This window comes from Arthrobacter sp. StoSoilB19 (assembly GCF_019977275.1).
Classification (GTDB): domain Bacteria; phylum Actinomycetota; class Actinomycetes; order Actinomycetales; family Micrococcaceae; genus Arthrobacter.
In genome coordinates, this window is sequence record NZ_AP024650.1 from 3,287,294 (window position 1) to 3,298,825 (window position 11,532).

Annotated in this window: 12 protein-coding genes; 6 read left to right on the forward strand and 6 right to left on the reverse strand. The window is 65.7% G+C overall.

Annotated elements, in window-relative coordinates; genetic code table 11:
* Positions 1–31: 31 nt before the first annotated feature.
* A complete protein-coding gene (locus LDO86_RS15170; protein ID WP_018768675.1) occupies positions 32–367 on the forward strand; it encodes a YciI family protein in 336 nt (111 codons plus the stop codon).
* Entirely contained in the window at positions 367–1,614 is a 1,248-nt protein-coding gene (locus tag LDO86_RS15175) for a DUF6596 domain-containing protein (RefSeq protein WP_018768676.1), read from the forward strand. Before LDO86_RS15170 ends, LDO86_RS15175 begins: the two co-directional genes overlap by 1 nt.
* A 277-nt stretch (positions 1,615–1,891) precedes the next feature.
* Here LDO86_RS15175 and LDO86_RS15180 read toward each other — a convergent pair whose 3' ends face one another.
* The 6 genes from LDO86_RS15180 to pdhA all read right to left on the reverse strand — a co-directional run bounded on the left by LDO86_RS15180 (position 1,892) and on the right by pdhA (position 7,755).
* On the reverse strand, positions 1,892–2,620 hold the full coding sequence (locus LDO86_RS15180; RefSeq protein WP_018768677.1) for a glycoside hydrolase family 16 protein: 729 nt from the start codon (positions 2,618–2,620) through the stop codon (positions 1,892–1,894).
* Between the two features lie 447 nt (positions 2,621–3,067).
* The gene (locus tag LDO86_RS15185; protein ID WP_186447800.1) at positions 3,068–3,376 is read right to left on the reverse strand and encodes a hypothetical protein; all 309 of its coding nucleotides are present in this window, start codon (positions 3,374–3,376) and stop codon (positions 3,068–3,070) included.
* 210 nt (positions 3,377–3,586) lie between these two features.
* Complete coding sequence (locus tag LDO86_RS15190) at positions 3,587–3,733, reverse strand: lmo0937 family membrane protein (RefSeq protein WP_018768678.1); 147 nt, start codon at positions 3,731–3,733, stop codon at positions 3,587–3,589.
* A 172-nt stretch (positions 3,734–3,905) separates the two neighbouring features.
* Positions 3,906–5,402 (reverse strand): dihydrolipoamide acetyltransferase family protein, encoded by a 1,497-nt coding sequence (locus LDO86_RS15195; protein ID WP_018768679.1) that lies wholly within the window; start codon positions 5,400–5,402, stop codon positions 3,906–3,908.
* Between the two features lie 2 nt (positions 5,403–5,404).
* Positions 5,405–6,532, reverse strand: a complete 1,128-nt coding sequence (locus tag LDO86_RS15200; protein ID WP_018768680.1) for a transketolase C-terminal domain-containing protein — start codon at positions 6,530–6,532, stop codon at positions 5,405–5,407.
* Positions 6,529–7,755, reverse strand: coding sequence for a pyruvate dehydrogenase (acetyl-transferring) E1 component subunit alpha (gene pdhA, locus LDO86_RS15205; protein ID WP_018768681.1), 1,227 nt, complete (start codon positions 7,753–7,755; stop codon positions 6,529–6,531). Before pdhA ends, LDO86_RS15200 begins: the two co-directional genes overlap by 4 nt.
* Positions 7,756–8,098: 343 nt before the next feature.
* Between pdhA and LDO86_RS15210 the strand changes: the two genes are divergently transcribed.
* The 4 genes from LDO86_RS15210 (at position 8,099) to LDO86_RS15225 (ending at position 11,531) form a co-directional block, all read left to right on the forward strand.
* The gene (locus LDO86_RS15210) at positions 8,099–8,326 is read left to right on the forward strand and encodes a hypothetical protein (protein WP_018768682.1); all 228 of its coding nucleotides are present in this window, start codon (positions 8,099–8,101) and stop codon (positions 8,324–8,326) included.
* Positions 8,327–8,506: 180 nt separating this feature from the next.
* Entirely contained in the window at positions 8,507–8,968 is a 462-nt protein-coding gene (locus tag LDO86_RS15215; RefSeq protein WP_018768683.1) for an Lrp/AsnC family transcriptional regulator, read from the forward strand.
* A gap of 892 nt (positions 8,969–9,860) precedes the next feature.
* The gene (locus LDO86_RS15220; protein WP_026265679.1) at positions 9,861–10,316 is read left to right on the forward strand and encodes a hypothetical protein; all 456 of its coding nucleotides are present in this window, start codon (positions 9,861–9,863) and stop codon (positions 10,314–10,316) included.
* Between the two features lie 78 nt (positions 10,317–10,394).
* Positions 10,395–11,531, forward strand: a complete 1,137-nt coding sequence (locus tag LDO86_RS15225; RefSeq protein WP_018768686.1) for a hypothetical protein — start codon at positions 10,395–10,397, stop codon at positions 11,529–11,531.
* Position 11,532: the final 1 nt, after the last annotated feature.

Genomic DNA, 11,532 nt, shown 5'->3' on the forward strand with positions numbered 1-11,532 from the left:
GGGCTCCGGCCAACAGCGAAGGGAGCACGACATGTCCAAGTATTTGATCCTGATTTTCCAGGATGAGGCGGTAGCGCGGCAGGCCGAAGGCGAGTCGATCAGCGCCAGCTACCAGGAGTTCATGCAGCGGCGCGGTTCCAACCTGATCAACGGGGCCGCCCTGCAGCCATCCTCGACCGTGACGTCCGTCCGGCGTGATGGGTCGGGCGGGTTCCTGGTCTCGGATGGTCCGTTCGCGGAGTCGAAGGAAACCCTGGGCGGCTATTACCTGGTGGAGGCAGCCGACCTGGATGAAGCCCTCGAAATCGCCAAGGAGGTACCCGCCGGGGTTGGAGTCGAGGTCTGGCCCGTTCGGGTGGTCAGCTGATGCCGCACGCCGCCAGCTCCGAGGTCGCCGCGGCAGTGGCCGACGCCCACCGGCGCGAATGGGGGTTCGTGCTGGCGGCCACGGTGCGTGTTGCCGGGGATATCGACGCCGCCGAAGAGGCGGTCCAGGACGCGTATGCCAGTGCTTTGTCCACGTGGGGCGTGAACGGAATCCCCAGGAATCCGGGGGCCTGGCTTACGGTTACGGCACGACGGCGGGCCCTGGACATGCGGCGCCGCGTGGCCACCCTCCAGCGGGCCCTGCCCAAGCTGCTGGAACCTGAGGAGTATGGCGACGACGCGCCGGACGCTGATGACATCCCGGACGACCGGCTCCGGCTGATTTTCACCTGCTGCCATCCCGCCCTGGCGCTCGAAGCCCAGGTGGCGCTGACGCTGCGGCTGCTGTGCGGACTGTCCACCGCCGATGTGGCGCGCGCGTTCCTGGTCCCGGAAGCCACCATGGCGGCACGGATCACCCGCGCGAAAAAGAAGATTGCCGCCGCCGGCATCCCCTACCGGGTACCGCCGGTGTCTGAGCTGCACGAACGCGTGGACGGCGTGCTGTCGGTGGTGTACCTGGTGTACACGACGGGGCACACCTCCCCGTCAGGTTCGGACCTGATGCGCCGCGACCTTGCCGAACGCGGTTTGGAGCTGGCCAGGACACTGCGGGTCCTGCTACCCGCTGACCCCGATGTTGCCGGCCTGCTGGCCCTGGTCCTGCTTACGGACGCCCGCAGGGACGCCCGGGTGGACAAGCACGACGACCAGGTTCTGCTCGAGGACCAGGACCGGTCGAAATGGGACCGGCGTGCCATCGCGGAAGGTGTTGGGCTGTTGCGGGAGGCCTTGGTTTCGCGGCCTCCCGGCAGGTTCGCCCTGATGGCCGCGATTGCCGCTGTGCACGATGAAAGCGGATCCTGGTCCGACACCGACTGGCAGGAGATCCTGGTCCTGTATGACCTGCTGATGGAAAGGTGGCCGTCCCCGGTGGTCCAGCTCAACAGGGCCATCGCGCTGGGCTTCGCCGTGGGTTATGCGGAAGGCCTGGCGGAGCTGGATGCGCTCGGTGCCGAGCCGCAGCTCGCCCGGTACCCGTATCTTGCCGCGGCGCGGGCCGACTTCCTGGCCCGGCTTGGGCACCCGGAGGAGGCGCGGGTGGCGTTCCAGGAAGCCCTGATCCTCACCGGCAATGAGGCGGAGCGGCGTGCCCTCCGGGCCCGCCTGGGTCAACTCGTGGAGTAGCCATCGCCGGTTCCTGTCCTGTTCCGGGCAAAGGGAAAGCCCCTCCCAGGAGGGGCTTTCAACGTAGTGGTCATTTGTCTGTAGGTAACGGTCAGTGGTGATGCACTCCCCCTTCCCGGACGCCCCCGGCGCCCATCCGGACTATGACCCAACCCACTTTAATAACATGTGGCCAGTGCGTAAAGACCCTTGTGCCGAAAAACTTGAAAGGAACGACGACGGCGCGGGGCCGCCGTCGAGCCATGGCTGGTTGGGTCAGTCCAAGCCTTCGCCGTGGCTAGGACTTAGCCCAGATGGACACCCAGTCGACCAGGACGTGGCCGCTGGTCTCGGGCAGCGGGCATTTTGGCGAGCAGGACTCGGTCTGCAGGATGTAGTGCATGGGTGTGTTCAGTCCGAACGACCTGGACACACCGATCGAATTTCCATCAAGGAAGAATTCGATGCCGTCGGCACGCCACTCAGTAGTAGCGATATGCCAGTCCCCGTACGGTACTTCCGGACGCAGGGCGTCCCAACGGTGCACGCCGTTCTCCACGCCGTGTACGGCTGCGTAGATGAGCTTTGACAGGTCTCCCTCGGGAAAATCGATCTCGCCGTCCTCGGGCCATCGCTTGCTGTCCGGCCACAGCAGCCACGCCAGTTTGAATCCCGGCAGGACATCGGCCTTGAAGCGGACCGAATAGCGCCCGTACACCAAGCTGTTGTACGGCCGCTGGCTGGCCCCATCCAGTTTCGGTGACGGAGCAGCACCCATTGCCACACCGTTTTCAGAATGCAGGTAGAAGTCCAGGACGCCATCGTGGACACTCAGGACCTTCGACGGGAAATACCCGGATGTCCGTTCGCCCTTGTTTTGCTGCTGGGCGGCTGTGTCCGGCGTGCCGTCCGCGTAGTTGGCGCTCCAGCGCGTGCCGTAGACGGGGCCCGGGAATCCGCCAGTGCCAACGTCTCCTTCGGCGAAGTCCTCAACAAAAACCTGCCTCCAGCCAGGCAGGTCTCCCACTGGCACGGACAGGGAGGCTGCAGAAGGGTCTGAGGGTCGATCGAGGACAAGGGGCGGTACCGAACCAGGCGATGGCTCCTCTGTTGGTGGCTGTGCTGACTCAGAGGCCGCGGAAGGGACGTCCGTCGCCGCCTGCGCAGAATCGGAGACCGTGCTCTCCGGTTCGGCTCCCTGGGGCGGCGATGAACCTGGAGCACGCCTGAGGTCGCCGCATGCCACAGCTGATAAAAGCGTCATAACCAAGACGAGGACGACGCAAGTCCATGCACGATGCTGAATCCTCTTCAAGAGTTTCGCTCCTCCCAGAAGACCTTGGACGGGAGCCTGGTCCCCCTAGTCAATTCAGCCTACGGACAAGCCGCGCATTCGGTCACGAGTAGTGGGTACTCATATTTCCGTTCAGGGCCTTGAGGGGGCTACGCGTTAGGTTGATTACGGGGAGGACCGTCAGCCCAATGGGGATACCGTGCGCCAGTATGAGGTTGCGCCGGTTTCCTTTTGGTGCGCGTTACGGGAAAAAAGCCCTGTCCCTGACTCGGCCATAGGCGGCGGAATACGGACAATTTCGAGTTCAAAGATATCGAGCAGACACCTGCTTCCGGTCAATGTGTCCAGAATCCAAAACCGCCCGTATTCCGGGTCTGTGTCCGTCACCGGGCCCCGATGAATCAACGTGTTCTGGTAGAAAGCTTCGATCGCATCGCCGGAAACGAGCTCACTGCAGGATCCAACGACATGGGGGTCAAGACTTGTCACGACTCATCCTTTTCTCTTGGCTTACAGGTCCCCCTGTCTCATATCCTTCCTGCGCAAGCTGACTGCCGGGTGTCTACAGGATGATGATTCCCTGACATTTTGGGTGCAGGGCCCCGCACGAGCCCGCGCAAAGGCCCGGCCCTGGATTGCGGGTGCTAGCCGACTACCGGGACCGGGCCTTTGTCTGACGGACGGGCCTTTGCAGGAATGTCAGGCGCGGGTCCTGCCACGCAGGAAATGGAAGATCAGGACCACCACGGCGACAACCAGAAGTATGTGGATCAGTCCCCCGCCGATATTGGCGAGCAGGCCCAGAAGCCAGAGGACCGCGATGATAATGGCTATCCAAAGCAACATCAGAATCTCCTTGGTTCGTTTCCAGATGGCACATATATACCCCCGCCAGGGGCGGCCCCTGGAAAGGCCCACAAAGGTTTACCGCGTGGTGCCTCTTACCCTAATTCAGATTTCCATTAGGGGAAATGGCGCCACGAATTGCACCAAGAATTCATCCCTCAAACAGCGGCCACTAAATGTCGGCCAGCAGCGACGTGGGGTTTTCGATGGCATCTGCCACAAAGCGGAGGAAGCCGCCGGCGGTGCCGCCGTCACAGACGCGGTGGTCGAAGGTCAGCGTGAGTTCGGTGACCTTGCGGACCGCCAGCTCACCGTTGACCACCCACGGCTTGTCGATGATCCGGCCGACGCCGAGGATGGCCACCTCCGGATGGTTGATGATCGCCGCGGACCCGTCCACACCGAACACGCCGTAGTTGTTCAGGGTGAACGTGCCACTGCCCAGCTCGGTGGGGGTCGCCTTGCCGTCCCGGGCCACCTGGGTGAGGCGGCGGATCTCGCCGTCGAGCTCCCTGGCGCTGAGCTTCTCGGCGCCGCGGACGGACGGGACCACCAGGCCCCGGTCGGTCTGCGCCGCGAAGCCCAGGTTGACGCCGTCGAACGCGACAATCTCCTGCGACCCGTCCTCCGCGGCTTCGATCCGGGTGTTCAGCTCCGGGTACTTTTTCAGCCCTGCGGTGACGAAACGGGCGATGAATGCCAGCAGGCCAGGAGCCTCGGCGCCGTTGGCCTTAAGTCCCTCGCGGAGCTCCATCAGTGCGGTGGCGTCCACATCCACCCATACGGTTGCTTCCGGGATCTCGGCCCGGCTGCGGGCCATGTTGGCGGCCACGGCCTTGCGGACCCCACGGACCGGGGTGCGGGCGGCAATGCCAAGCCCGGTGCGGGCGTCCACGCCGTTGGCCGGGGCGGCTTCCCGGGGCGCCGTGGCCGGCCGCGTTTCGGCGGGCTTGGCCTCCTCGGGCTTGGCTGCGGGGGCTTCCACCGGTGCAGTGGTCCGCAGCGCAGCCTCAACGTCGCGCCGCATGATCAGGCCGCTGTCGCCGGAGCCTGAGATGTCCCCGAGATCGACGCCGTGCTCCCGGGCCATGCGCCGGACCAGCGGCGAGATCACCGCGCCGAGCTTGCCGGGGACGCGGGTGCGCAGGAGGGTGAGGTCGTCCTCGGTGGGCTTCGGTTCAGCCGGCTCAGCGAGGGCGACGGCGGTCTTCCGGGCACGGGTGCGCCGGGCAACACCGTGTCCGCCGGGAGTCCCATAACCGATCAGCACATTGCCGGATCCGGCCTTCTCTTCTTCCCGGTAGGCTTCGGCTGCCGCATTGGCCGGCTTGGGCCCGGCAAGCTCGGTCTCTGTGGGCTGTACTTCCGGCTGGGCCGGCGAAGGGGCGGGGGCGGCATCATCCGCGGCGGCCCCGGCATTAGCACCAACAGGCGTCACCGTAATCAGCGGCTTCCCCACGTCCAGGGTCTCGCCGGGCTGGCCGTGCAGTTCGGTGACGATTCCGGCATACGGGGACGGTACCTCCACGGCGGACTTGGCGGTCTCCACCTCGGCAATCGGCTGGTCGACGGCGATCTCGTCGCCCACGGCAACGTGCCAGGAGACGAGTTCAGCTTCGGTAAGGCCCTCGCCGAGGTCGGGCAGCAAAAACACACGTGGTTCGCTCATGGTCAGTTCTCCCACTGAAGGTCGTCAACGGCGTCGAGGATGCGGTCCACGCCGGGCAGGTAGTACTTCTCGAGTTTGGGTGCCGGGTAGGGGACGTCGAATCCGGTAACGCGGCGGATGGGGGCGGCCAGGTAGTGGAAGCAGCGTTCCTGGACCCGGGCCACGATCTCGGAGGACACGGACGCGAAGCCGTGCGCCTCGGCGATCACCACGGCCCGGCCGGTCTTGCGGACGGACGCGCACACGGTGTCGTCGTCGAACGGGACGATGGTCCGCACGTCGATGACCTCCAGCGAGCGGCCTTCCAACGCGGCCGCTTCGGCGGCGGCGAGCGCGGTGGGGACGGACGGGCCGTAGGCAATCAGCGTGGCGTCCGTGCCGGGACGTGCGACGGCGGCACGGCCTTCGGAGGTGCGTCCCGCCGTCGTGCCTTCCGCGGAAGCACCTTCCTCGTGAAGGCGGCGGAGCTCGGCAAGGTCCACGGAGTCCTTGGTCCAGTACATCTTCTTGGGCTCCATGAAGACGACGGGGTCGTCGGAGTCGATGGCTTCGCGCAGCATCCGGTAGCCGTCCGCCACCGTGGCGGGGGTGTACACCTTCAGGCCGGCGGTGTGGGCGTAATAGGACTCGGAGGAGTCGCAGTGGTGCTCAACTCCCCCGATGCCGCCGCCGTACGGGATGCGGATCACCATGGGCAGCTTCACGGCCCCCTTGGTGCGGTTGTGCATCTTGGCCACGTGGCTGACGATCTGCTCGAACGCAGGGTAGGCGAACGCATCGAACTGCATCTCGATCACCGGGCGCATCCCGTTGATGGCCATGCCCACGGCCATTCCCACGATGCCGGACTCGGCCAGCGGGGTGTCGAAGCAGCGCTGTTCGCCGAACGTGGCGGTGAGGCCGTCGGTGATGCGGAAGACCCCGCCCAGCATGCCCACGTCCTCGCCGAACACCAGGACGGAGGAGTCGGCGTGCATGGCGTCCGCCAGGGCGGTGTTGAGGGCCTTGGCCATGGTGACGGGCTGGGGACCCGCGGCTTCGGCGGACGCGGCGGCCGAGGCTGCGGCCCGGGCGGTGGCGGCACTGACGTTGCCGTTGGCTTCGGACGAGGTGGTGATGGTGGGGCTCACTTGCCGGCCTCCTGTGAATCAGTAGCTGCTGCGTCGCGGGCCAGCTCGTCGGCGAGCATGGCGGATTGTTCCTTCAACTGCGGCGTCTGCCGGGCGAAGACGTGGCGGAACAGTTCCTGCGGGTCCACCTGCACGTCCTCGCTCAAGCCCTCGCGCAGCTGGGCGGCAACCGCTTCAGCGTGGGAAGCGATGCGTGCTTCGGCGTCGTCATCCAGCAGCCCCCGGTCCGTCAGGTACGTCCGCATCCGGTTGACCGGATCCTTGGCCCGCCACTCCGCAACCTCGCTGTTTTCCCGGTAGCGGGTGTCGTCGTCGGCGTTGGTGTGGGCCTGCATGCGGTAGGTGTTGGCTTCCACCAGGAGCGGTCCGGAGCCTTCGCGGGCGAGTTTCACGGCGCGGTCCAGGACGGCGAGGAGGGCCACCACGTCATTGCCGTCCACGCGTTCGCCGGCCATGCCGTAGCCCACGGCCTTGTGCGCCAGCGACGGCGCCACGGACTGGTGCGCCAGGGGCACCGAGATGGCGTACTTGTTGTTCTGGACGAAGAAGACCACCGGCAGGTGGAAGACGGCGGCGAAGTTGAGGGCTTCGTGGAAGTCGCCTTCGCTGGTGGCACCGTCACCGCACATGGCCAGCACCACGGTGTCCTCGCCGCGGAGCTTGGCGGCGTGCGCCACGCCCACGGCATGCAGCAACTGGGTGGTCAGCGGCGTGCACTGGATGCCCACCTTGTATTTGAGGGGGTCGTAGCCGCCGTGCCAGTCGCCGCGGAAGATGGTCATCACCTGTACCGGGTCCACGCCGCGGGTCATCACGGCCACGGCGTCGCGGTAGGTGGGGAACATCCAGTCACGCTCGGACAGGCAGAGGGCGGCGGCCACCTGGCAGGCTTCCTGGCCGTGGCTGGAGGGGTAGACGGCCATACGGCCCTGCCGGACCAGGGCGGAGTTCTGGTCGTTGACGCGGCGTCCGACGACGAGGCGTTCGTACGCTGCCAGCAGTTCGTCATCGCCGGGTACAGGGTATTCGTGGCCGGGCTGGGTGCCCTGCTCGCTGTCCGGGATGAGCCGGCCGTCCGGATCCACCATCTGGATCTGGTGCCGGGCGGGGAGCATGTAGTCCTCCACCGTGATGCCGAACTTCTTCACAGCTTCCGTGAGCGCATCGTCTGCGGGCTCGGTGCTGGCGGTGTCCGGCGCGGTGTGGTCTGCGGAGATCGTCATTGGTCCGTCCTTCGGTAGCCACTATTCCCTCCCAGTATTGTCCCGGGCGAGGTTTCGTATCCAGCACCTGCGCAAATCGTGGAGAAGCTGCCCTGAAGTGCCGGGTTTGGAAGACGATTTGTAACTGTGACGTGGATTACCGACCGGAGCCGTGGACAAAATGCCGGGCAGGGAAACTGCACCTGCTTCCATCCGGGCGCGAAAGCCTGGCGGCCAACGGAAAGAAGTGCATTGACCCCTGTCTCCCGAAGGCCCACACTCGGATGATGCGGGTACGCACCGTCCCGGGACATCCGGGACTGCGGCATTTTCCTAACAGCAGTGACAGGCGGGGGCGTTAGCTATGGAAATAGCCAAATTGTGGGACAGGCTCGACCCGGACACGCGGCAATGGCTGGTTGATAATCCCGGCTGCAGGATCCTTCCGCGCACCGTCGCGGCGGCCATCACGAAGAGCCCCGGAGTCGAATTCGAACAGGACCGGCATGGCGAAACCGTGCTCTCCCCCGGCGACTGCGACTTCATCCGCGGCGCAGCGGAGGGGACCGGGACCCGCCACGGCGGGTCCTGATCCACACCCCGGACGGCCCGGGAAAGGCCGACCGGCCGAGCATCATTCGTTCCAGCGGCGTTCCTGCTGCCGGTTTTGTATTCCCGCGCGCTCCTGCCACGGAGACTCTCCTCAAATCTGCCTACTATGGAAGACGATTTGTATTCGTGAGGTGGAGTACCAACGGGAGCCGAGTGCACAATGGCGGGCAAGGATGTGGCGGCCGAGGTTCCGCTGGATGAGATCGACCGGCGCATCATCAGCGAACTCACCCGGGACGGCCGCATGTCCGTCACGCAGGTGGCGGAAAACGTGCACATTTCCCGGGCGCATGCCTATTCCCGCATTGCCCGGCTGACCGGTGACGGCGTGCTCACCCGGTTCACCGCGCTGGTGGATCCCATCAAGGCAGGGTTGAAGTCATCCGCCTACGTGACGCTGAAGCTGAAGCAGGATTCGTGGCGGGAACTCCGCGACCAGTTGGGCGCCATCCCGGAGGTGCACCACATCGCGCTGGTGGGCGGCGACTTCGACGTGATCCTGCTGGTCCGGGCCGTGGACAACATCGACCTGCGCCGCGTCATCTTCGACCAGCTGCAGACCATGCCCGGCGTGCTGGACACGCAGACGTTCCTGGTGTTCGAGGACGTGGATACGCGGTAAGCCGGCCTTCCTCGCTGCCGCGCACCGGAATCAAGCGGTCAATATTGAGCCGACCTTGATGAATTCTTGACCGGATCCGGGGACGTCCTTGAGGCGTTCCCTCCAAAGTGATGCGTGAAGGACGGGAGCGCATCGCTGATGCACCTGGGTACTGGGTCCCAGTCAACCCGCGCCTGCGTCGGATAACACCGACGGTCTCAGAAGCCTGGCGGCGCTAAGCAAGGGCGCCGCCAGGCATCCAACTTAACGTTCCACACAAGACCAGGGGCCTGCGGCGGAGGCACGGATCAGCGTCGATCCGAAAAAGCCGCCGGCCCCCGCACCCCAAGCGGGAAGTACGACGGCGGGACGCGGCCGCCGTCGTACGCTCGCGTCCCTGCGTTGATTGACGCGCATATTCGCCCACGACGCGCACATTCCCTTTCGCCGCCCACATTCGAGCCGCGCCACGGAATATGCGCGTCGAAAATCACGAAGCGCGTCGAAGTTCACTTCCTGCGGCGCACCACCAGCACGATGTACAGGGCAACAGCCACCGCCACCAACGCGCCGATGCTGACTCCTGCGCTGGGACCGTCAAGCATGCCGGAACTCCTCTCCAGCGAGACATCGTTACTGACGCCAACAGCATACGTCCGTCCGTCGTCGTCGCCCCGCCGGCTGCGGACAGCGGACTGGGGGCATTGGCACCCGCTTTGACTTTGGCCACCCGAGTAGGGGCGCACGAATCCCAGTAGTGGAATTCACACTCCCCTGAAAATTCGAGTACCGGTACGTGTTGTTGGGCAGAGCGCCAGCCGAAAACATTGGGTCATCGATCCACCGAAAGGCACCAGGATGGGGCCGCTCATGGGGGAACGGGTTCTCAATCACATTCACAAGGAGTCTTTCCATGCGCCCAATGACCAAGAAGAACAAGATCGCCGCTGTTGCACTTTCCGCCACGCTGCTGGCAGCCGGTGGCGGCGCCGCCTACGCCTACTGGAGCACCACGGGCTCCGGCACCGGCTCTGCAGCGGCGGCAGCCGGCACGCAGGCCGTCACCATCAACGTGACGGTGGATCCGGGTGTGGCGCCCGGTACGCCGCAGACCATCACCTACACGGCCGCAAACCCGAACGCGAGCAACACCCAGGTGACGCTTGCCACGCCGGTAGTTACTACAAGCGTCGACGGCTGCCTGCCAGCTTGGTTCTCGGCCACGGCTCCCGCCGGCGCCACTAACGTACCGGCCAAGGCCACGGCCACGCCTCTGGGCACCGGAACCCTCACCCTCAACGACAGCGCGACGGTCGACCAGAGTGCCTGCAAGGGCGCCACGATCACTGTGACCGTCGGCAGCAACTAACAAACGAGCGGGCCGGGGACGGGTGAAAACCCCGTCCCCGGTTCGTCGTCAACCGCACCAAAGTGGAAGGGGCACGGGGTGCACAACAAAGACGGGCAACCGCGGCATCGCCTGCGGCAGGCCATCAAGGTGGCGCTGATCGGGCTTGCGGTGATGCTGGCCAGCGCGGGGGCGCTGTTCGCCGCAACGCAAAGCACCAAAGCGGGCATCACGGTCCAGGTCTCGCCCGCCAGCCAGTCGGTCCAGCAGGGGCAGTCCGCGGCCTACACGGTGACGGTGACGTCCACCGGGGGCTTCAGCGGTACGGTCAACCTGACCACCGCGGGACTGCCGGCCGGAGCAACAGGTGCCTTCACGCCGTCGTCCGTCCCCCTCAGCTCGGGCACCACGTCAACTTCCACCCTGAACGTCAGCACGGCAGCCACCACCCCGGCGGGCACCAGCTCGTTGACCATCACCGGCACCAGCGGCAAGGTCTCCGGCAGCGTCACCGCCGGCCTCACCGTCAACTACAAGATCTCCTCCGGCCTGACAGTCGCCGCCTCCCCTGATTCGCTCACCGTCCCGCCCGGTTCCACCGCGGTGTACACCCTGCAGATCACCCGGAACAACCTGTCCGGGCCGGTCACCTTCAGCGTCCTGGGCGGACTGCCCTCCGGCGCCGCCGCAACGTTCTCGCCCAATCCGGTGACCGGCACCTCCACCACCCTGCAGGTGGCAACAACGGCCGCTTCACCGAACGGCAGCTACAGCCTCTACCTCATGGGCACGGGCAAGGATGCCGCCGGGAAGGCCCAGTACGCCTACGCCAACGTGCAACTGGTCCTGGACTCCACCATCAAGCAGTTCGTCCTCTCCGGAAACGTCCCCGGCACCCTGTCCCCCGGCACGTCGGCCGGCCTGGACCTGCAAATCAGCAACCCCAACAACAAGGCGCTCTCGCTGACCAACATGTCCGTGGCGGTGGCAGGCGTCACCCGCAGCACGGACGCCGTGGCCAGGAACCTTCCCTGCACCGCAGCGGACTTCGTGGTCACGCAGTACAGCGGCCCCTACCCGGTCTCCGTTCCGGCGGGCAGCAGCTCCCTTTCCGGGCTCCGTTTGGCACCGTCGGTGTGGCCCAGGGTGGGAATGCTGGACACCTCCGCCAACCAGGACGGCTGCAAGGGTGCCTCGCTCCAGCTCACCTACTCAGGATCAGGACAGGGGAACTGAG

What these genes read in the sequence shown, in the direction of transcription:
- LDO86_RS15215 (WP_018768683.1), top strand. Translation starts at nt 8,507, where the DNA reads ATGGCGGGCAAGGATGTGGCGGCCGAGGTTCCGCTGGATGAGATCGAC.
- LDO86_RS15190 (WP_018768678.1), bottom strand. Translation starts at nt 3,733, where the DNA reads ATGTTGCTTTGGATAGCCATTATCATCGCGGTCCTCTGGCTTCTGGGC.
- pdhA (WP_018768681.1), bottom strand. Translation starts at nt 7,755, where the DNA reads ATGACGATCTCCGCAGACCACACCGCGCCGGACACCGCCAGCACCGAG.
- LDO86_RS15220 (WP_026265679.1), top strand. Translation starts at nt 9,861, where the DNA reads ATGCGCCCAATGACCAAGAAGAACAAGATCGCCGCTGTTGCACTTTCC.
- LDO86_RS15195 (WP_018768679.1), bottom strand. Translation starts at nt 5,402, where the DNA reads ATGAGCGAACCACGTGTGTTTTTGCTGCCCGACCTCGGCGAGGGCCTT.
- LDO86_RS15210 (WP_018768682.1), top strand. Translation starts at nt 8,099, where the DNA reads ATGGAAATAGCCAAATTGTGGGACAGGCTCGACCCGGACACGCGGCAA.
- LDO86_RS15175 (WP_018768676.1), top strand. Translation starts at nt 367, where the DNA reads ATGCCGCACGCCGCCAGCTCCGAGGTCGCCGCGGCAGTGGCCGACGCC.
- LDO86_RS15170 (WP_018768675.1), top strand. Translation starts at nt 32, where the DNA reads ATGTCCAAGTATTTGATCCTGATTTTCCAGGATGAGGCGGTAGCGCGG.